At 63.4% G+C, this 19,949-nt stretch carries 24 protein-coding genes; 16 read left to right on the forward strand and 8 right to left on the reverse strand.

Annotation, left to right across the window (positions count from 1 at the left end):
• The first annotated feature begins 106 nt into the window (after positions 1–106).
• The 7 genes from RMO25_RS05555 (at position 107) to queE (ending at position 4,865) form a co-directional block, all read left to right on the forward strand.
• The gene (locus RMO25_RS05555) at positions 107–1,297 is read left to right on the forward strand and encodes an aspartate aminotransferase family protein (protein WP_309661609.1); all 1,191 of its coding nucleotides are present in this window, start codon (positions 107–109) and stop codon (positions 1,295–1,297) included.
• Between the two features lie 75 nt (positions 1,298–1,372).
• Entirely contained in the window at positions 1,373–1,723 is a 351-nt protein-coding gene (locus RMO25_RS05560) for a GIY-YIG nuclease family protein (RefSeq protein ID WP_309661610.1), read from the forward strand.
• Positions 1,695–2,624, forward strand: a complete 930-nt coding sequence (locus RMO25_RS05565; protein ID WP_405051846.1) for an Hsp33 family molecular chaperone HslO — start codon at positions 1,695–1,697, stop codon at positions 2,622–2,624. Before RMO25_RS05560 ends, RMO25_RS05565 begins: the two co-directional genes overlap by 29 nt.
• Before the next feature lie 20 nt (positions 2,625–2,644).
• Positions 2,645–3,073 carry a DUF3617 family protein gene (locus RMO25_RS05570; protein ID WP_309661612.1) on the forward strand — a complete coding sequence of 143 codons (429 nt, stop codon included), beginning with the start codon at positions 2,645–2,647 and terminating at the stop codon, positions 3,071–3,073.
• 150 nt (positions 3,074–3,223) lie between these two features.
• Positions 3,224–3,574, forward strand: a complete 351-nt coding sequence (locus tag RMO25_RS05575) for a DUF3147 family protein (protein ID WP_309661613.1) — start codon at positions 3,224–3,226, stop codon at positions 3,572–3,574.
• Positions 3,571–4,239 (forward strand): 7-cyano-7-deazaguanine synthase QueC, encoded by a 669-nt coding sequence (gene queC, locus RMO25_RS05580; RefSeq protein WP_309661614.1) that lies wholly within the window; start codon positions 3,571–3,573, stop codon positions 4,237–4,239. The genes RMO25_RS05575 and queC overlap by 4 nt, the downstream gene beginning before the upstream one ends.
• Positions 4,236–4,865, forward strand: coding sequence for a 7-carboxy-7-deazaguanine synthase (gene queE, locus RMO25_RS05585; RefSeq protein WP_309661615.1), 630 nt, complete (start codon positions 4,236–4,238; stop codon positions 4,863–4,865). Before queC ends, queE begins: the two co-directional genes overlap by 4 nt.
• 1 nt (position 4,866) lies before the next feature.
• On the opposite strand, the gene RMO25_RS05590 is transcribed toward queE, so the two are convergent.
• The 3 genes from RMO25_RS05590 to lipB all read right to left on the reverse strand — a co-directional run bounded on the left by RMO25_RS05590 (position 4,867) and on the right by lipB (position 6,191).
• Complete coding sequence (locus RMO25_RS05590; protein WP_309661616.1) at positions 4,867–5,103, reverse strand: hypothetical protein; 237 nt, start codon at positions 5,101–5,103, stop codon at positions 4,867–4,869.
• A gap of 108 nt (positions 5,104–5,211) precedes the next feature.
• A complete protein-coding gene (locus tag RMO25_RS05595) occupies positions 5,212–5,442 on the reverse strand; it encodes a hypothetical protein (RefSeq protein ID WP_309661617.1) in 231 nt (76 codons plus the stop codon).
• Positions 5,443–5,528: 86 nt separating this feature from the next.
• A complete protein-coding gene (gene lipB / locus RMO25_RS05600) occupies positions 5,529–6,191 on the reverse strand; it encodes a lipoyl(octanoyl) transferase LipB (RefSeq protein ID WP_309661618.1) in 663 nt (220 codons plus the stop codon).
• Between the two features lie 100 nt (positions 6,192–6,291).
• Between lipB and RMO25_RS05605 the strand changes: the two genes are divergently transcribed.
• Entirely contained in the window at positions 6,292–7,092 is an 801-nt protein-coding gene (locus tag RMO25_RS05605) for a glycerophosphoryl diester phosphodiesterase membrane domain-containing protein (protein WP_309661619.1), read from the forward strand.
• Here RMO25_RS05605 and RMO25_RS05610 read toward each other — a convergent pair.
• Positions 7,041–7,652, reverse strand: a complete 612-nt coding sequence (locus RMO25_RS05610) for a GNAT family N-acetyltransferase (protein WP_309661646.1) — start codon at positions 7,650–7,652, stop codon at positions 7,041–7,043. The two genes, RMO25_RS05605 and RMO25_RS05610, sit on opposite strands and share 52 nt — an antisense overlap.
• The gene (gene hemF, locus RMO25_RS05615; RefSeq protein WP_309661620.1) at positions 7,649–8,488 is read right to left on the reverse strand and encodes an oxygen-dependent coproporphyrinogen oxidase; all 840 of its coding nucleotides are present in this window, start codon (positions 8,486–8,488) and stop codon (positions 7,649–7,651) included. The genes RMO25_RS05610 and hemF overlap by 4 nt, the downstream gene beginning before the upstream one ends.
• A gap of 76 nt (positions 8,489–8,564) precedes the next feature.
• On the opposite strand from hemF, the gene RMO25_RS05620 reads away from it, so the two are divergent.
• The 4 genes from RMO25_RS05620 to RMO25_RS05635 all read left to right on the forward strand — a co-directional run bounded on the left by RMO25_RS05620 (position 8,565) and on the right by RMO25_RS05635 (position 12,457).
• The gene (locus tag RMO25_RS05620; RefSeq protein WP_309661621.1) at positions 8,565–9,458 is read left to right on the forward strand and encodes a TSUP family transporter; all 894 of its coding nucleotides are present in this window, start codon (positions 8,565–8,567) and stop codon (positions 9,456–9,458) included.
• A 129-nt stretch (positions 9,459–9,587) separates the two neighbouring features.
• Positions 9,588–10,151, forward strand: a complete 564-nt coding sequence (gene petA / locus RMO25_RS05625; protein ID WP_309661622.1) for a ubiquinol-cytochrome c reductase iron-sulfur subunit — start codon at positions 9,588–9,590, stop codon at positions 10,149–10,151.
• Between the two features lie 14 nt (positions 10,152–10,165).
• The gene (locus RMO25_RS05630; RefSeq protein WP_309661623.1) at positions 10,166–11,470 is read left to right on the forward strand and encodes a cytochrome b/b6; all 1,305 of its coding nucleotides are present in this window, start codon (positions 10,166–10,168) and stop codon (positions 11,468–11,470) included.
• Between the two features lie 75 nt (positions 11,471–11,545).
• Positions 11,546–12,457, forward strand: coding sequence for a cytochrome c1 (locus tag RMO25_RS05635; RefSeq protein ID WP_309661647.1), 912 nt, complete (start codon positions 11,546–11,548; stop codon positions 12,455–12,457).
• A 10-nt stretch (positions 12,458–12,467) separates the two neighbouring features.
• On the opposite strand, the gene RMO25_RS05640 is transcribed toward RMO25_RS05635, so the two are convergent.
• Positions 12,468–12,926: a MaoC family dehydratase gene (locus tag RMO25_RS05640; protein WP_309661624.1), complete on the reverse strand. Its 459-nt coding sequence runs from the start codon at positions 12,924–12,926 to the stop codon at positions 12,468–12,470.
• Positions 12,927–12,989: 63 nt separating this feature from the next.
• Here RMO25_RS05640 and RMO25_RS05645 point away from each other — a divergent pair, with 63 nt between their 5' ends.
• The 4 genes from RMO25_RS05645 (at position 12,990) to RMO25_RS05660 (ending at position 18,166) form a co-directional block, all read left to right on the forward strand.
• Positions 12,990–14,588: a sulfotransferase gene (locus RMO25_RS05645; protein WP_309661625.1), complete on the forward strand. Its 1,599-nt coding sequence runs from the start codon at positions 12,990–12,992 to the stop codon at positions 14,586–14,588.
• Between the two features lie 100 nt (positions 14,589–14,688).
• On the forward strand, positions 14,689–17,337 hold the full coding sequence (locus RMO25_RS05650) for a TonB-dependent receptor domain-containing protein (protein ID WP_309661626.1): 2,649 nt from the start codon (positions 14,689–14,691) through the stop codon (positions 17,335–17,337).
• A 62-nt stretch (positions 17,338–17,399) separates the two neighbouring features.
• Positions 17,400–17,975, forward strand: a complete 576-nt coding sequence (locus RMO25_RS05655; RefSeq protein ID WP_309661627.1) for a phosphatase PAP2 family protein — start codon at positions 17,400–17,402, stop codon at positions 17,973–17,975.
• Entirely contained in the window at positions 17,972–18,166 is a 195-nt protein-coding gene (locus tag RMO25_RS05660; protein WP_309661628.1) for a hypothetical protein, read from the forward strand. The genes RMO25_RS05655 and RMO25_RS05660 overlap by 4 nt, the downstream gene beginning before the upstream one ends.
• A gap of 18 nt (positions 18,167–18,184) precedes the next feature.
• Here RMO25_RS05660 and ychF read toward each other — a convergent pair whose 3' ends face one another.
• Positions 18,185–19,285: a redox-regulated ATPase YchF gene (gene ychF, locus RMO25_RS05665; protein ID WP_309661629.1), complete on the reverse strand. Its 1,101-nt coding sequence runs from the start codon at positions 19,283–19,285 to the stop codon at positions 18,185–18,187.
• 41 nt (positions 19,286–19,326) lie between these two features.
• Complete coding sequence (locus RMO25_RS05670) at positions 19,327–19,926, reverse strand: TIGR02466 family protein (RefSeq protein ID WP_309661630.1); 600 nt, start codon at positions 19,924–19,926, stop codon at positions 19,327–19,329.
• Positions 19,927–19,949: the final 23 nt, after the last annotated feature.

The following is a 19,949-nucleotide window of genomic DNA, read 5'->3' on the forward strand; positions in this document are numbered from 1 at the left end:
AATCCGGGGCGCCTTTTCCTTTGCCGGCCTGATGGCTATAGGCTCGCGACTGGCGCCCGCCGGGGCCGCGTCACGAACCGATCAGCTCAGAAGGACTCGCCCAAGCATGGCCATCACTCCGCTCATGCCCGTCTATCCGCGCTCGCCGGTCCGGCCGGTTCGCGGCGAGGGGGTCTATCTCTATGGCGAGCAGGGCGAGAAATATCTCGATTTCGCCGCCGGCATCGCGGTCAACATCCTCGGCCATGGACACCCGCATCTGACCCAGGCGATCCAGTCCCAGGCGGCGAAGTTGATCCACGTCTCCAACCTCTACGGCAGCCCGCAGGGCGAAGCCCTGGCGCAGCGATTGTGCGACCTGACGTTCGCCGACACGGTGTTCTTCACCAATTCGGGCGTCGAGGCGGTCGAATGCGCGATCAAGACCGCGCGGCGCTATCATTTTGCCAAGGGCAATCCCGACAAGCACGACCTGATTACCTTCTCGAATGCGTTTCACGGCCGGACGATGGCGACCATCAGCGCCACCGATCAGCCCAAGATGATCGACGGGTTCGCGCCGCTGCTGCCGGGCTTCAAGGTGGTCCCGTTCGACGATCTCGACGCGGCGCTGGCGGCGATCGACGAGCATACCGCCGGCTTCCTGCTCGAACCCGTGCAGGGCGAGGGCGGCATTCGCCCGGCCAGCCAGGCCTTCATGACGGGCCTGCGCGCCGCCTGTGACGAGCATGACCTGTTGCTGGTGCTCGATGAAGTCCAATGCGGCGTCGCCCGCAGCGGCACGCTCTATGCCCACGAGCAATACGGGATCACGCCCGACATCATGGCCAGCGCCAAAGGGATCGGCGGCGGTTTTCCGCTCGGCGCTTGCTTCGCGACCGAGAAAGCGGCCGCCGGGATGGTCATTGGTACCCACGGTTCGACCTATGGCGGCAACCCGCTGGCGATGGCCGCCGGCCAGGCGGTGCTCGACGTGGTCGCCAACGAGGAATTCCTCGGTAATGTCCGCCAAATGGGCGAACGGCTCCGCGCCGGTCTCGAGCAGATGATCCCCAACCATGATCATTTGTTCGACAGCGTTCGCGGCATGGGCCTGATGCTCGGCGTCAAGCTCAAGAGCGACAGCCGGGCGTTCGTCAATTACCTCCGCACCCGCGGGCTGCTGACCGTCGCCGCCGGTGACAATGTCATGCGCGTGCTGCCGCCGCTGAACATCGACGAAAGCCACATCCGCGAATTCATCGAAACGCTGTCGGCCGCCGCCGCGGATTATGAGGTGCCGGCGGCCGCAGCTTGAAAACATTCTTGCTCAAGGAGGGGACCCAGGTCTCGTTCGTCCTGAGCGAAGTCGAAGGGCGCTCGCACCACGCCAATGCAATTTTGGGTCTATCTCCTTCGTTGCAGCGACGGTTCCTATTATGCGGGACACACCGACCGCCTTGAATCTCGTCTTTGGCAACATCAGCAAGGGATTGGCTGCGACTGGACTAGGCGGCGCCGGCCGGTCGAGCTGGTTTGGTATGACGCGGCGCCGACGAGAGAAGAGGCGTTGGCGTTCGAGCGCCGAATTAAACGATGGACACGAGCCAAGAAGGAAGCGTTGATCGCCGGCGACTGGAACCGCATCGGCTGGCTTGCACGACCGCCTCACGAACGCCCTTCGACTTCGCTCAGGACGAACGAACCTCGGCCCCATGAAGAGAAACGCAAGCAAGGTGACTGACGAAACCGCCGCACTCTCCACCGACGTCGCGCTGGGCGTGACGATTCCGGCGCGGCATGCCCGCGGGCGGCTGGCGCGACTCGGGCCGGTGCTGAGTGAAGTGCTGGCAAATCACGGCTATCCGCCACTGATTGAGAGGCTGCTCGCCGAAGCGCTGGTCCTGGCCGCTTTGCTTGGTTCGCAGCTCAAGGACCCGACCGGGCAGACGACGCTCCAAGCGCAAACCGAGAATGGCGTCGTCGACCTGCTGGTCTGCGATTATCTCGGCGGCGAATTGCGCGGTTACGTCCGGCACGATCCCGACCGGCTGGCGGAAGCGGGGCCAAATCCGTCGTTATTCTCGCTGTTCGGCAAGGGCTATCTGGCGATCACCTTTGATCAGCCGGCAACTGACGAGCGCTATCAGGGCATCGTCCCGCTCGAGGGCGGCAGCCTGGCCGAAGCGGCCGAAAGTTATTTCACCCAGTCGGAGCAAATTCCGAGCGTCGTGCGCCTGGCGGCCGAGAAGCGCGACGACGGCTGGAGCGCCGGCGGCCTGCTGTTCCAGCATTTGCCCGAGGGCGAGGAAGGCCGCGACCGGCTACATACGCGGCTCGACCACCCCGATTGGCCGCATGTCGCAACCCTTGCAGGATCGGTTCGGGCGGATGAACTCACCGATCCGGCATTAGCGCTCGATGACCTCGTCTGGCGCTTGTTCCACGAAGAAGAAGAAGTCCGGACATTGACACCCCTGCGCCTGGCCAAGGGCTGCCGCTGCGACCCCGATTATGTCCGCTCGGTGATCGCCCGTTTCCCGGAGGATGAGCGTGCGGCGATGGTCGGCGACGATGGCATCATCCGGGTCGATTGTGCTTTCTGTTCGACGAGTTTTCCGATCGCGCTTGACGAGGTTTCGTGAGCTTGGGTCGGGACTCCGATTTGAAAGATTTCCATGCTAATGCGACGGTTATGCGGGACGGGCGATTGATTGCGGGACTCGGTGCGGGCGGTGCAGCTTTGTTGCTGCTGGCCGCGGCGCAGCCCTCGGCATTGAACCAAATCAGCCCCGGCCTATGGGAAATCCAGGGTCTGCCGCATTCTGGAGCTTCGGTCCGCAAATGCGTTCCCGACACTGCGCTGCTCGCCCGCGTCGAACATAGCGGCCAAGCCTGCAAGCAGATTGTCATCAGCGATAGCGAAGCGTCGACGGTCATCGAATACACTTGCAGCAATGGCGGCTTCGGGCGGAGCAAAGTGACGCTCCTGACCCCGCGATCGTTACGGATCGAGACTCAAGGAATATCCGCAAATTATCCGTTTAACTACGTAATTCAGGCTCGCCGGGTCGGAGAATGTGCTGCTCATTAAGCGTGCGTTTAACCAATCTGTCGTAAACAACCGCTGTGCCGGATGGCACGCTTTCCTCCCAATCGGGCAGGTATGCCCGGTACCTGGGCCGCCTGCTCACCCGAGCAGGCGGCCCTTCTTTTACCGCCTCAGGCGAATTAGAGGGCGGCAATGCTCTATCTGATTGTCAAAGCCGTCGTCTCGGGCGTGCTGATCGCCACCATCTCCGAAGTCGCGCGCCGGAACCCTGGCTGGGGCGGTTTGCTGGCGTCGCTGCCGCTGACTTCCCTAATCGCCCTTATCTGGCTGTGGCGCGACACCAGCGACCCGTTGCGAATCGCCGACCAGGCGACCAGCACATTCTGGTTCGTCTTGCCGTCGTTGCCGCTGTTCCTGATCATTCCCGCGATGCTCCGCTCCGGTTGGGGATTCTGGCCGACAATCCTGATCGCCTGCGCAATCACACTGGGCCTGTACGCGGCGATGTTCGCATTCAGCGCACGGCTCGGGATTCGGTTGTGAAGCGAGCGGTGGTCCTGCTCTCGGGCGGGCTCGATTCGATGGTCTGCGCCGCTTTGGCCCGCGAGGCGGGATATGAGGTGCTGGCCCTGACCATCGATTACGGCCAGCGGCACCGAGTCGAGCTCAATGCCGCCAAGGTCATCGCCGCCAAGCTCGCCGACCGCCACATCGTCCTGCCGCTCGACCTCACCGCGTTCGGCGGATCGGCGCTGACCAGCGATGTCGCCGTGCCCAAGGACGCGGTCGGCGCGCCCGGCATTCCGGTGACTTATGTGCCGGCGCGCAACACGATCTTCTTGAGCCTTGCTTTGGCCTGGGCGGAGGCGGCCGGCGCCCGTGACCTCTACATCGGCGTCAACGCGCTCGATTATTCAGGCTATCCCGATTGCCGGCCGGAATTCGTCGCCGCGTTCGAGGGGCTGGCCAACCGCGCCACCAAAGCCGGGGTCGAAGGGGCTGGCTTCACCGTCCACGCGCCGCTCCTCCACCTGACCAAGGCGGACATCGCCCGCGAAGCGGAACGCCTCGGGCTGGACGCCGCGCTCAGCCACAGCTGCTACGATCCGGCCCCCGACGGCAACCACTGCGGCCATTGCGACGCGTGCCTGCTGCGCGCCAGGGGCTTTGCCGAGGCCGGGCTGACCGACCCGACCGTCTACGCATGACCTATGCGGTCAAGGAGACGTTCCTGACCTTGCAGGGGGAAGGGATGCAATCGGGCAGCCGGGCGGTGTTCCTGCGCTTTGCCGGCTGCAACCTGTGGTCGGGCCGGGAGGCCGACCAGGCGACGGCGCCATGCAATTTCTGCGATACCGATTTCGTCGGCACCGATGGTCCCGGCGGCGGCAAATTCGCCACGTCCACCGAGCTTGCGGCCCATGTCGCGGCGATCTGGGGCGAAGGCGAGGAGAAGCTGGTCGTCGTTACCGGCGGCGAGCCGATGCTGCAGCTCGACGCGGCGCTGGTCGACGCGCTCCACGGCCAGGGCTTCCGCATTGCCGCCGAAAGCAACGGGACGCTGGCGGCGGTGGCCGGGATCGACTGGCTATGCGTTAGCCCCAAGGCCGGCACCAACGTGGTGCAGCGCAGCGGCGATGAACTGAAGCTCGTCTGGCCGCAGGCGGGGATCGATCCGGCCGAGTTGGAGCGTTGGGATTTCGCGCATTTTCTCGTCCAGCCAATGGATTGCGATGAGCGAGAGGCCGCGGTCGAAGCGGCAATCGCGCTCGCCATGGCGCGACCGCGCTGGCGGCTGTCGCTGCAAGCGCACAAGCTGGTCGGGCTGCCCTAGCTTAGTGTTTGTTGGCGGCGTTGTCCGCGCTGTCGCTGCTGGCGTTCGCGGTGAATTGAACGTCGGCCGCCATGTTCGAATCGTCGTCGGTCGCCGCGTCGATCGCCGTCGTATCGTTGGCCGAGATATTCTGGGCGGCGAGGACCTGATCGATATTCGTCGTATTATCGACCGACCCGCTCTTGCTGCAGGCCGCAATCGCCAGGGCCGAAACCGCGACCAGGATCAGAGCACGCATTCATACCTCCCGTGGGATGCTGCAACGCCGAGGCGTAAAAAAAGAGGCTGCCGGGTTGAACCGGCAGCCTCTTTAGGTTGGCACTCCCTTGCGGCAGAGCCAAGCGAATTACATCGCGTTGTTGGTCGTGGCCGCTGCATTCATGTCGGTCGTCGCGTTCATGTCCGCATTCATGGTCATGTTGGCGTCGGCGGCATTCATGTCGGTCATCGTGTCATTGGCGACGATGTTCTCGGCTGCGAGATTCTCGTCGACATTCATTGTGTTTTCGGCGGCATCGTTGCTGCTGCACGCAGAAACCGCCAGGGCCGCACCGGCGACCAGGATAAGAGCACGCATTCAAAACTCCCTAGATTATACGATCTGGAGCGGTGTTTTCCCGCTTCCCAAATCGCGTGCACAATAGGCTGAAGCAACGACTGCCTTCAAGACACTTTGTCGGTCTTGGCTAAAGTATTGATAAAGCTGGCAAAACTGGTGAGAATGGCGTCATCGACGCGGGCCATGGGCATTTCTCTGCCAAGCGCCGCCAGGCTCGTGACGCCAAATTCGGCGATTCCGCACGGGACGATCCCGCCGAAATGCGTGAGGTCGGGAGCGACGTTGATCGCAAAGCCGTGGAGCGTCACCCAGCGCTTCACGCGCAAGCCCAGGGCAGCGATCTTGGCTTCGGCGGGGCCTTCGCCCACCCAGATCCCGATTCGGCCAGGGGCGCGATGGGCGGCGACGCCAAGCTCGGCCAGTGTGGCGATGATCCAGCCTTCGAGCGCGTGGACGAAGCGGCGGACGTCGCGGCCGCGCCGGTCGAGGTCGAGCATGACATAGCCGATTCGCTGGCCCGGCCCGTGATAGGTGGAGCGGCCGCCGCGGCCGGCCGCGTGGAAGGGAAGCCCCAAATGATTGCTGAGCTCGGCCGGGTAGGCGCTGGTGCCGGCGGTGAATAAGGGCGGGTGCACGAGCAGCCAGATGCACTCGCGCGCGTTGCCGTCGCGGATCGCCGCCGCGCGCCCCTCCATCACCGCCAGCGCCTCGCCATAGGGCACAGGGGCTTCGCTGATGAGCCATTCGATGGGGTCAATGTCGTCCATTGCTGGGCAGCAGATGGCCACGCCGGGCGCTGGCGGCAAGCAAGATTGCACGCGTCGCCCATGGCCCGCATAAGCACCCAACAGTTCGAGAGGGGCAGCCGTGACCAAATTATCGATTTCACAAGCATGGGACGAATCCAGGGCCGTAATCGCCCGCGACGGAGCCTTGCTGACGACGATTGCCTTGGCGCTGTTTGTTTTGCCCGGGGTGATCAGCGATATCGCCACGCCTCTCGCTCCCCCGGGAGAACTGCCAAAACCCGGCTATTGGATCGTTCTAACGGCTCTCGCGTTGCTGGTAGCGCTGGTTGGCCAGCTCGCCGTGATCCGCCTGGCGATCGGCTCCGGCCTGACCGTCGGCGAGGCGATCCGCCATGGTGCGCGGCGGGTGCCTGCCTATCTGGCGGCGACGCTGGCCTGGGTGGTCCCGGTCCTGATCGCGGCGGTCTTGCTGGCGGCCAGGGTCGTCGGCCCGCCGGCCAACGCCTCGCCCATGGCGGCGCTGGCGCTGTTGCTGCTGTGCGGCGTCGTTTTGTGGTTCGCCATCCGCATGCTGATGACGTCACCGGTGGCGAGCGCCGAAGCCGTCGGGCCGATGGAAATCCTGCGCCGCAGCTGGCAGCTGACGCGGGGGCACTGGTTGCGCCTGTTCGGCTTTTTCATGGTACTGATTATCGCTGCGGTGGTGGCCGTCGCGGCGGTGACCGCGATTGGCGGAATTTTGGCCAGAATAATCTTCGGCGGGGTCGAGCCTCTGACCGTTGGCGCCCTATTTGTTGCCCTCCTCGTGCAGATTGTCAGCGGCGCGATTTCCGTGACCCTGATGGTAATGGTGGCGCGGATTTACGTTCAGCTGAGCGGCGAAGGTGCGGCGGTCAAGGTTCCGACCAGCGGCACCTGAGGCGCGCAGTCGGCTGGCAGGATGCCGAGCAGCCGCGGGTCGGCAAAGCGTTCGATGGAGCGCTTGAACGCGGTGAACCCGGCCCGGGTATAGGCGTTGAGCGCCGCCGGGTGATCGAGCGAGCAAGTGTGGACGTGGACTCGAGTGACGCCGTCGCGCCATGCTAGCCGCAAGGCTTCGGCCAGCAGCCAGCGGCCGTGCCCTTGGCCGGCGAGTTCGGGCACCAGGCCGATGAAGGCGATTTCGCACTGCCCGGCCTGGCGATAATCCAGTTCGAGCAGGCCGACGGCTTCACCGCTGGCGGCGTCCACCGTGAACAGTGCGACTTGCGGATCGTGGAGGATCGCCGCGAGCGCGGCATCGTCCAGCATCAACCGCGAGAACCACAGCCAGCGTGCCCCGACTTTGCGGAACAGGGCGCGATAGTCGTCGAGGTCGGGCTGTTCGGTTCGTCGCAGCGCCAATGGCGAAGCGGGAATAGGAGCGCCCGGCGCGGTGTGCATCTCGAGGAAAGTGACGACCGCGGCCAGTTCCCCGTCCGCGACCGGATCATAACTCATGCCCATTTCGCCAGCGGCGGCAGGCTCATCAGGATGGCGTCGATATTGCCGCCGGTCTTCAAGCCAAACAAAGTCCCCCGGTCGTACAGCAGGTTAAATTCGACATAGCGCCCGCGAAATTCGAGCAACCGCTGCATGTCCTCGTCGGTGAACGGCGTCGCCATGCGCGCCCGGACGAGCTTGGGGAAAACGTCGAGGAACGCCTCGCCGACGTCGCGGGTGAAGGCGAAATGGGCGTCGAAATGGCCTTCGAGATGGTCGTAGAAAATGCCGCCGACGCCGCGCGACACGCCGCGATGGGGCAGATAGAAATACTCCTCCGCCCATTTCGCAAAGCGCGGATAGAACGTCGGGTCGTGGGCGGCGCAGGCGGCGCGGAGCCGGGCATGGAAGGCGTCGGTGTCTTGCTTGCAGGGGATCGCCGGATTGAGATCGGCGCCGCCGCCGAACCAGCGCTTGGTGGTGGTGATGAAACGCGTATTCATGTGGACCGCTGGCACGTGCGGGTTGGCCATATGGGCGACGAGACTGAGGCCGGTAGCGAAGAAGCTCGGGTCCGCCTCGGCGCCCGGGATGGACGCCGCGAATTCGGGCGAGAAGCGCCCACCGACGGTCGAGACGTTGACCCCGACCTTCTCGAACACCGTGCCGTTCATCTGGCCGCGCATCCCGCCTCCGCCCGGCCCGTCCTCCGTGTCGCGGTCCCACGACGTATAGGCAAAAGCGGCGTCGCTGCCGGCCTCGTGCTCGATCGCTTCGAACGCGGCGCAAATCCGGTCGCGCAGGGCTTCGAACCAGTCGCGCGCCGCTTGTTGCTGATCGTCGAGTGGGTTCATGGGCGGCTCTGTAGCGGCCCGGTCGAGAATCCTCTAGCGTCCGCCGATCAGAGCCGCTGGCAACGGGGGAAATGCCATGTTGATTGCACTTTTGGTGCCGCTGTCGCTGGCGATCCTCGTCTTCGGACTCATCCTGATCCGGGCGACGATTGTCCGCAAAGCCGTCCCCAACCTCGAGGCTGCCGCCGTTGGCGCCCTGGTCAGCTTCTTCGACACGCTCGGCATCGGCTCGTTCGCGCCGACCACCGCTTGGCTCAAGTTTCGCCGCCTGGTCCCCGACCGCCTGATCCCGCCGACGATGCTGGTCGGCCTGACGCCGCCGTCGATGGCCGAATCCGCCATTTTTCTGATCGCGCTCGGGGTGATGGTCGATCCCGTCCTGCTGGTCGGCTCGGTGATTGCACTGCTGATGGGCGGGCTGTTGGGTGCGCCGCTGGTGGCGCGGTCGCGGGTGTGGCTGATCCAGTTGATCGTCGCCGTCGCCTTGCTGCTGGCGGCGGCGGCCTATGCGATGACCAATCTCCACTGGTTCCCCGGCGGCGGCACCGCGAACAGCCTGCCGCTAACGCTGATGATCATCGCCATCGCCGCCAATTTCGGCTTTGGCATCTTGCTCAATTTCGGGGTCGGCAATTACGCCCCGACGCTAGTCATGCTGAGCCTGATGGGCATGGACCCGCGGCTGTGTTTCCCGATCATGGCGGCGGGCGCGGCGCTGACCGGGGCGGGGGCGAGCATCCGCCACATCCAGATCGGCGATATCGACTTGCGGATCGTCGGCGGCCTTGCCGTGGGCGGCATTCCGGCGGTGTTTGTCGCCGCCTACATCGTCAAGACCATGCCCCTGGAGCTGCTCCGTTGGCTGGTGATCGTCGTCGTGCTCTACGCCGCCGCGGTGATGCTACGCTCGGCAATTATTGGCCGCCGCGAGCATCGGGCCGAAGGCGCCACCGCCGCTGTCACCAGTTGACCAAATCCGCCCCTTGGCAGCCCCGGATGCGCCCGCTATCAGGCCCGCCAATCGCTCCCGGTGCCTCCAGGGGCGGTGCCACCTCGTGCCTTCCCGGCATGTGCAGAAATTCGCGTCACAAGGGTTAGCATGGCCACGCTGGAACAGTCCGCAGAAGGTGCAGAAACCGGCGACGGCGTTCGGCGTCGCGATTTCATCAATGTCGCCGCATTAAGCTTCGCCGGCGTCGGCGTGGCGGCCGTAGCCATTCCATTGATCAGCCAGATGGGTCCGTCGGCCGACGTGCTGGCGATGGCCTCGACCGAAGTCGACATTTCCAAGATCCTGCCCGGCCAGGCGATCAAGACCGTGTGGCGCAAGCAACCGGTGTTCGTGCGCAATCTGACCCCGGCGGAAATCGCCGCGGCGAACGCGGTGCCGCTGAGCGACCTGCGCGACCCGCAGTCGCTCGCCGAGCGAACCAAGCCCGGTAAGCAGAATTGGCTGATTACCATGGGCGTGTGCACCCACCTTGGCTGCATCCCGCTGGGCACTGGCGAGGGCGAGAACCGCGGACCGTTCGGCGGTTATTTCTGTCCCTGCCACGGGTCGGCCTATGATACCGCCGCCCGCATTCGCCAGGGTCCGGCACCGCTTAACCTGCAAGTGCCGGATTATCAGTTCACGTCGCCGACGGTCGTCCAGATCGGTTGAGGGGAAGACAGTCAATGAGCTTTTCCTGGGCAAAACCCTATGAGCCAAAGTCACCGTTCATGCGCTGGCTCGACGACCGGCTGCCCTTGCCGCGCCTCGCCTATGGCGCGGTCGGCGGTGGCTATCCGGTGCCACGCAACCTCAATTACTGGTGGAATTACGGCGTGCTCGCCGGGCTGTTCCTGACCATCCAGATCGTCACCGGCATTGTCCTGGCGATGCATTATTATGCCTCGGCCGACGGCGCCTTCAATTCGGTCGAGCACATCATGCGCGACGTCAACGCCGGCTGGCTGCTGCGCTACGCCCACATGAATGGCGCCAGCTTCTTCTTCATCGTCACCTACATTCACATCTTCCGCGGCTTGTTTTTCGGCAGCTACAAGGCGCCGCGTGAGCTGGTGTGGATGCTCGGGCTGGTGATTTACCTGTTGATGATGGCGACCGCCTTCATGGGCTATGTGCTGCCGTGGGGGCAGATGAGCTATTGGGGCGCGCAGGTCATCACCGGCTTCTTCTCGGCCTTCCCCTTGGTTGGCGAGCCGATCCGCATCTGGCTGCTCGGTGGCTACGCGCCCGACCAGGCGGCGCTGACCCGCTTCTTCTCGCTCCATTATCTGCTGCCGTTCGTGATTGCCGCGGTGATCATCCTGCACATCTGGGCGCTGCACATCCCGGGCTCGGGCAACCCGACCGGAGTCAACGTCAAGGATGAGAAGGACACGCTGCCGTTCCACCCATTCTATACCGCCAAGGACGGCTTCGGCGCCGCCGTCTTCCTGCTGCTGTTCGCGCTGACGCTCTATTTCGCGCCCAATTATATGGGGCATCCGGACAATTACATTCCGGCCAATCCGCTGGCGACGCCGGCGCATATCGTCCCCGAATGGTATTTCTGGCCGTTCTACGCGATCTTGCGCGCCTTCACGGTCGGCTTTATCCTGCCGGCCAAATTGTGGGGCGTGCTGGCGATGTTCAGCTCGATCCTCTTGTTGTTCTTCCTGCCGTGGCTCGACACATCGCCAGTGCGCTCAGGCCATTACCGGCCGATCTTCAAGCGCTTCTTCTGGCTGTTGGTTCTCGACGTGCTGGTGCTCGGCTGGTGCGGCGGCGCCCCCGCCACACCGTTTTATGTTGGGATGTCGCAATTCGCCGCGGCCTATTATTTCGCGCACTTCCTGATCATCCTGCCGCTGATCGCCAGGTATGAGCGTCCGTTGCCGCTGCCCAATTCGATCACCGAAGCGGTGCTGCACGGCGAGACGCACAAAACCGCTCCGGCGGGCCCCGCGCGGCGCCAGCCCGCGGCTGGCAAGTAAAGAGGGCAGGGGCACAACATGGGCTTTCTCTTCGCCATTCCGGCCGCAATTGCCGCTTTCTTTGCGCGGCTCGGGATTATCCGCAGCGGCGCGCTGCTGGCCGGGCTGGCGTTTTCCGGCGTGCTCCTGATTTCGCTGGTCCTCGGGGTCTCGAATACGCTCAGCAACCCGCCGCCGGCGACCGCCGAAAGCGAATTCCACCTCGAACCCAGGCACCTCGCGCTGGCCAGCAACGGACCGTTCGGCAAGTTCGACCGGCAGCAACTGCAGCGCGGATTCCAGGTGTACAAAGAGGTTTGCTCGGCCTGCCATAGCCTCAAGCTGGTGGCGTTCCGCGACCTCAAGGACCTTGGCTACCAAGAGGCGGAAGTGAAGGCGATCGCCAACCAATGGTCGACCGAAGTGCCAAGCATCAACCCGGAAACCGGTGAGCCGGCAACTCGCAAGGCGACGCCTTCGGATGCCTTTCCGAGCCCCTATGCCAATGAAACCGCAGCGCGGGCCGGCAACAATAATGCGCTGCCGCCGGACCTGTCGCTGATCACCAAGGCGCGCGAGGGTGGCGCGGCTTATGTCCACTCGCTGCTGACTGGGTATCGCAATCAGCCGGCGGATCTGCTCAAGAAATTCCCGACCGCCAAGACCCCGGCGAACCTGCACTACAATCCCTATTTCGCCAATTTGAACCTGGCCATGCCGCCGCCGCTGATCAGCGCCGGGCAGGTGACCTACGCGCCCGGCAATCCGCCGCCGACGGTCGAGCAGATGGCCACCGATGTCGCCGCGTTCCTGGTATGGACGGCCGAGCCCAAGCTCGAAAATCGCCATCGCTGGGGCGTGGTCGCGGCGATGTTCCTGTTGTTCGCGTCCGTGCTCGCCTATTTCGCTTATCAGCAGGTCTGGGCCGAAGCGAAGCGCAAGACGGCGCCGACCATCACCCGCGCGCCCGCGGTCAAAGCGAAAACCCGCAAAGCGAAGGCAAAATAGCCGGCTCTGGCTAGGCGGCGTTGCCGTCCGGCCGCCGCAGCATCATGACGATCGAGGTGAAGGTCATCACATCGACGCCGTCCTGATTGCTGACGGTGGTTTTGGTCCGGATCGTGCCGATGTGCGGCTTGGAGCGCGACGGAGTCTTGTCGACAATCACGCCGCGCACCGTCAGACGGTCGCCGGGGTGAACGGGTTTCAGCCAGCGCAGTTCATCGACGCCTGGCGAGCCTAGACCAGCTTGCTCTTCATCGGCAAAAGAGCGGACGATTACCGACATGGTCATCGCGGCGGTGTGCCAGCCGCTCGCCGCCAGCCGCCCGAAATGGGTCTTGGCGGCCGCCTCGTCGGAGAGATGGAATGGCTGCGGGTCGTATCTGCGCGCGAACTCGAGGATCTCCTCGCGGGTTACGTCGTAGTCGCCAAACAGGGTCGAGTCGCCGACTGCGATATCATCGAAATATTTCATTCGCGCCGAATAGCCGCGCCGCGCCCTTGGCGCGAGTGCGAATGACCGGCTAGGGATTTGCCCGTGGCAACGCAATTTCCAGGTTCCAGCCGCTGGCATCCGCGCCTGATCGAGGCGGCGGCGGCGATGCATGACAACCGGCTCGACGTCGCCGAACGAATCCTCAAGTCGCATCTCAAGGAAGATCCGTTTGACGTCCGCGCGATCCGCATGCTGGCAGAGTTGGCGGCGCGGATCGGCCGGCTCAAGGATGCCGAGACCCTGCTTCGCCGAGCGGTCGAAATCGCGCCTGAATTCACGCCCGCGCGCACCAACCTCGCGATGGTGCTGGGGCGACTTGGGCGGCCGGCCGAGGCGCTCGAGCTGCTCGAGATCATCTTCGAGCAAGATCCGGAGGGCCTTGGCAATCTCAACCTCAAGGCCGCGACATTGGGGCGGCTAGGCGACTTTGAGCAGGCGTTGGAACTCTATACCCAAGTGCTCGAGCGCGCGCCGCACCAGCCACGCGTCCTGCTGACCTACGGGCACATGCTGAAGACTGTCGGAAGGGCTCAGGAATCGATCGCGGCGTACCGCAAGGCTATCGCGCTGAATCCGGCGCTGGGTGAGGCCTGGTGGAGTTTGGCCAACCTCAAGACGGTTCGCTTTTCGGAGGCTGACGTCGCAGCGATGGAACTTGCGCTCGGCCGCGAAGACCTCAAGGACGACGATCGTTTCCATGTCGAATTTGCGCTTGGCAAGGCGTTCCACGATTTCGGGCGGAGCAACGAGGCCTTTGCGCATTACGCCAAGGGCAATGCGCTGAGGCGCAGTTATCATCCCTATAAAGTCGGTCAGCTGACTCGGGTGGTCGACCGGATCATCAAACTTTACGACGAAAATGTGCTCGCGCGCCCCGGCGGCGATCCCGCTGGCGATCCGATTTTCGTCGTCGGAATGCCCCGTGCGGGATCGACTTTGGTCGAACAAATCCTGTCGTCGCACAGCCTGGTCGAGGGAACATCGGAGCTTCCCGACATTCCGGCGATCGCGTCGGCGATCGGCAATTATCCCACCGACACCGTCGGGCTCTCGCCCGAAGCTCGGCGCGAGGCTGCGCAGGAATATCTGCGTCGAAGCGCGGTCCAGCGGCGGACTGACCGTCCGTTCTTCGTCGACAAGCTGCCCAATAATTGGATTTTCGCTCCGTTCATCCATTTCATCCTGCCCAACGCCAAGATTATCGATGCACGGCGCCATCCCTTATCGTGCTGCTTTTCCAATTACCGCCAACATTTCGCCCGGGGACAGGACTTTACTTATGACCTCGCCGATCTCGGCCGCTATTATTCGAGCTACGTGAAGCTGATGGCGCACGTCGATAAGGTCATTCCGGGACGGGTTCACCGGGTCATCTATGAGCGGATGGTCGACGATACCGAGGCGGAGGTGAGGGCATTGCTCGATTATTGCGGCCTCGATTTCGAATCGCAGGTGCTCGAATTCTATAAAACCGAGAGGGCCGTGCGCACACCCAGCGCGGAACAGGTCCGCCAGCCGATTTATCGTTCTGCAACCGAAGAATGGCAGCCATACGAGCCATTCCTCGGACCGCTCAAGGATGCATTGGGCGAAATCCTCGACGCGTATCCGGCGGCGCCCGCGTCCTTCCTGCAACGGTAAGCGACCAATCGCATGCAACGGACGCATCCGTAACGGTTCGCCGTTGACAATGGCTGGCGGCTCTGTCGCAATGCCGACATATTTTGCTCGGGGGGACAAGATGAGCACCAATAGTTTCCGTTCGATCACGCTGGGGCTGCTCGCCTCGACCGCTTTCATCGCCACGCCGGGGCTCGCGCAGACGGCAGCGGCCAGTGACCCGGCGGTACCGGCCGGCGTCTCACCGGCACCAGAGGCGAATGCGCCTGTCGCCGTTGCCCCTGCACCAACCGAGCAGACCGGGCCGGACGGACAGGGCGCCGACAGCAGCGAAATCATCATCACCGCGACCAAGCGCGAAGAGAATATGCAGAACGTGCCGATCAGCGTCCAGGCGATCGGCACTCGGCGGCTCGACCAGCTCAATATTTCGAACTTCGAGGATTATACGAAGCAGCTTCCGTCGGTTAGCTTCGATACGTCGCAGCCCGGGTCGACCACCGTCTATGTCCGCGGCGTCGCGACGGGGAGCGACGGCAACCATACTGGCTCTCTGCCTTCGGTTGGCTTCTATCTCGACGAACAGCCGGTGACGACCATCGGTGGAACGCTCGACGTCCACATTTATGACATTGCCCGCATCGAAAGCCTCGCTGGACCGCAGGGCACGCTGTACGGCGCTTCGAGCGAAGCGGGCACGATCCGTATCATCACCAACAAGCCTGAAATCGGGGTCACCGCGGGACGCATCGACGGTGAATTGAACCAGGTCAGGCATGGCGGCGTGGGCGGCAGCCTGGAAGGGATGATCAACCTGCCGATCAGCTCGCGCATGGCCTTCCGCGCCAGCGCGTTCTACCAGCAGGACGCCGGCTACATCGACAATATCTTCGGCGAACGGACGTATTGCGGCACTGCGGTCCGCGATGTGGACGATGAGATCATCGGTTGTATCCGCAACGGCTTCCATCGCGACAATAGCGCGTTCGTGAAGAAGAACTTTAACACCCAGAAAATCTGGGGCGGTCGCGCCGCGCTGAAGATCGACCTTGACGATAATTGGACGATCACGCCGACGATCATGCACCAGAACAATCATGCCGAGGGCGTGTTCTTCGAGGACTTCCCGTTGGGTGATTTGCAGACGCAGCGGTTCCGCAAGGAACCGACGCGCGACAAGTTCACCCAATATGCGCTGACGATCGAAGGCAAGATCGGCAATTTCGACATCACCTATGCCGGGGCTTACATGCACCGGCCGACCTCGGGGGTATCGGATTATATCGAATATTCCTATGCTTATGACGTTGCCTACGAAGGATCGGGCGGCAACGCTTATGTCTATTATTTCCAGAACGATGCGGGGGATCTGGTCGATCCGACCCAGTACATTGTCGGCGGCAATAACTTCAAAAAGTTGAGCCAGGAACTGCGGATTGCGTCGCCAGCGGACAAACCGTTGCGGGTCATCGCGGGCGCATTCTATCAGCACCAGTCGAACGATATCCTTCAGGACTATAAAGTCGATGGGCTTGGGTCGCTGCTTTCGGTCAACGGGCGTCCCGGGACGGTCTGGCTAACCAAGCAGGAACGCATCGATCGCGACTATGCGTTGTTCGGGGAAGTCAGCTTCGACGTCATACCGCAGATCACGCTGACCGGGGGCGGACGCTATTACAAGTTCGACAATACGGTGTTCGGATTCGCCGGATTTGGGCGCAATCCCGCCTTCTTCCAGGGCGCCGGCGGCAATCCGCCGCCTAACGCGGCCGGCAGCACCAAGACCGGTGTCGCTCAATGCTTCACGACCAGTGGCGATACGCTGCGTCAATCGCAATTGAACGGCACCGACACGACGCTGATCCTGGACGGCGTGCTCAACGGCACGCCCTGTATCAACGTCGGCACATTTGCGAATGGAAAGGTCAAGCCCAAGCAGAGCAAGGGTGACGGGTTCACATACCGCTTCAACGGAACTTTCAAGCCGCGCAACGGCCTGCTGTTCTATGCGACCTGGTCGAAAGGCTTCCGGCCGGGCGGAATCAATCGGCAACCGGGCCTCCTGCCCTACAACCCCGATTTCCTCATCAATTACGAGTTCGGCTGGAAGACGACTTGGGGTCCAGTACGGTTGAACGGGGCCATCTATCACCAGCAATGGAAGAAGTTCCAGTTCAGCTTCCTCGGTGAGAACAGTCTCACCGTCGTTCAGAACGGCCGCGACGCAACGATCAACGGCATTGAAGGTGACGTAAATTACGTCGCCGGCGGGCTGACCCTGAACGGGGCCGCGGCCTATAACGACGCTAAAACCAAGGGGAATATCTGCAACTTCGCGGGAGGTAATTCGGATTGCTCTGGCCTGGATGCAAGTGGCGACCCGGACTTTATCACCGCCCCAAGCGGAACGCGCTTGCCGGTAACCCCGAAATTCAAAATTACCGGTACTGCCCGATACAGCTGGGAAGTCGGACCTGGCAAAGCGCATGGCCAGATTGCCGTCGTGCACCAGGGTTCTGCCCCCGTGGCGTTGAAGACCGAGGATCTCGCAGTTCTTGGGAAGTTGCCCTCTTCGACGATCGTCGATCTGTTCGCCGGCTATGACTGGCGGAACATGAGCTTCGAACTGTTCGGCACCAACATCTTCGACAAGCGCAACCAGTTGTCGAAGTTCATCATTTGCGGCGCCAATTGTAGTACCAGCGACTTCCTACACATCGTTCCGGGCCGTCCACGCACGATCGGCATTCGCGCGGGGATGAAGTTCTAGCGCTCAGCCCGAGCGCCTCGCGTTTCGGCACCGTCGCGGCGCTCGCCGCGCTGTGGCTGGCGATGGCGTTCGCCGGAACCGGGCCGCTCGATCACCGATTGCTGGCCGCGCTGTACACGGCAGATCGCCCGGCAATGCGCGGCGCGGTGATTGGTATCACCAACCTTGGCAGTTGGCCGGTGCTGGTCACCCTGACGCTTATTGGCCTTGGCTGGCTGCTCTACCGGCGACAGGTGCGCCTGGCGTTACTATTGCTCGCCACGACGTTGATCGGGCGGATGTTGGCCGATCTCCTCAAGCTCGGCATCGGCCGTCATCGTCCCCAGGATGAAGTGCATTTGGTGACGGTCCGGGACCTGTCGTTCCCGAGCGGCCATGCCGCCAACACGATGATCGTGTTCCTGAGCCTCGCCTTGCTCGTTGCGCCGCCACGGTTCCGCCATCTCGCAGTCCCCGTCGCGCTGTTCGGCACGGGTGCGGTTGGTATCACGCGCCCGATGCTCGGTGTGCATTGGCCCAGCGATGTCGTTGGCGGATGGGCATTCGGCGCCGCCTGGGTGCTGCTGATGCTGGGGCTTGCCGAGCGGCTTGGACAGGCAGACACTGCCGGCTTCAATTCCCAGGGGAGGGAGCAATGAACACAAGCAGACCATTCACGCTTTTGGCGGCCGCGATCTTTTTGGTGATGGCGCTGATCCATATCTACCGGCTAGCGACCGGTTTCCAGATTATTGCCGGAAGCCACATCATGCCGATGGCGGTAAGCTGGATCGCAACTGTCCTAACGGGTTTGCTTTCAGTGATGCTGTACCGGGAAAGCCAACGCTAGAAGAGTCGGGCCGACTGCCTAGACGTTGAAGCGGAACAGCAGGACATCGCCGTCCTGGACGACGTATTCCTTGCCTTCGGAACGCATCTTGCCGGCGTCCTTGGCGCCGACTTCACCGCCACAGGCGATGAAGTCGGCGTAAGCGATGGTCTCGGCGCGGATGAACCCGCGTTCGAAGTCGGTGTGGATGACGCCAGCCGCTTCGGGGGCCTTGGCGTGTTTCTCGACCGTCCAGGCGCGCGCTTCCTTGGGCCCGGCGGTGAAGAAGGTAATCAGGCCCAGGAGCTGGTAGCCGGCGCGGATGACGCGGGTGAGGCCGGTCTCCACCAGCCCGAGGTCGGCGAGGAAGGCCGCGCGATCGGCTTCGTCGAGGGTCGCGATCTCGGCCTCGATCGCGGCTGAAATCACGACCGCGCCGGCGCCTTCCGCGGTGGCAAGCTTGAATACGCGCGCCGATAGCGCATTGCCTTGTGCCGCGTCGCTTTCATCGACGTTGCACACGTAGAGCACCGGCTTGGCGGTCAAAAGTTGGGCGCGATCGAGGGCTCGTTGCTCCTCGACATCCTTGGGCTTGGTCAGCCTCGCCGGTTTCGACGCGCGCAGCAGATCGAGCGCCTGGCCGAGCACCGAAGCTTCGATTTTCGCGTCCTTGTCGCCCTGTTGGGCTTTCTTGACGAGGTTGGGGACGCGCCGCTCGAGGCTATCGAGATCGGCCAGCATCAGCTCTGTCTCGACCGTCTCGGCGTCGGCGATCGGGTCGACCCGGCCCTCGACGTGGGTGACGTCGCCGCCCTCGAAGCAGCGCAGCACGTGGACGATCGCGTCCACTTCGCGGATGTTGGCGAGGAACTGATTGCCAAGGCCCTCGCCCTGGCTGGCGCCGCGGACCAGCCCGGCGATGTCGACGAACTCGATCTGGGTTTCGATTTCCTGGGCCGAGCCGGCGATTTCGCGGATTTTGTCGAGCCGCTCATCGGGCACCGCGACGCGGCCGACGTTGGGCTCGATTGTGCAAAAGGGATAATTCGCCGCCTGCGCCGCCGCGGTTTCGGTCAGCGCGTTGAAAAGTGTCGATTTCCCGACGTTCGGCAAACCGACGATGCCGCAGCGAAAGCCCATAAATGATCCTCGAATAGAGTTTGGTGGCGCTTAGCCGCGCCTCACGCGAAATTGAAGCTGATGCTCAGCCGGTCGCCCTTGCCGCTGCCCGGCAGCACTTCGTGGCGCAGCCAGCTTTCCCACAGGAGTAGCAGGCCGGGGCGCGGCTCGACGCTGACGAACGTCTGAAGTTCTGCTGCAGCGCCGTCGAGGCGGGTAGGGGCAGCCATCATCAGTGGCAGGCGCGGGTCTTCGAACCGGATAGCGCCTGATTGTGGCGGCGCCTCGACGTAAAGCGTGCCGGAAATGATGCTGTGCGGATGAATATGTCCACTGTGCTGCCCACCGCCTGTCAACAGATTGACCCACAGACTGTCGAGTCTGGGCTTGCGCGGCAGGTCGAAGGCAAGGTCCGTGGCGAACGCGGCCGCGTGGCGGGTGAGCTGCCGCGCCAGTTCGGCAAAGGCGGGGTCGCGCTTGGGCAGGTCGGTCAGCGACGCATAACTGGTATAGCCCGGGTAATGGTGCTCGCGGCTCCAGCCGCGGCCGGCATTGTCGTCCACCGCGAAGCTGCGAACCGAATGCGCCAGCTCGGCCAACAGTGCCGCGGAGTCCACTTCGCTCTCGTAAAGGTGCGTAACAAAGAGGCTGCGGACGGGCATCGGTGCCCTTTGCGGTGGCGGCC

It is taken from the genome of Sphingomonas sp. (assembly GCF_031361285.1).
Classification (GTDB): Bacteria; Pseudomonadota; Alphaproteobacteria; order Sphingomonadales; family Sphingomonadaceae; genus Sphingomicrobium.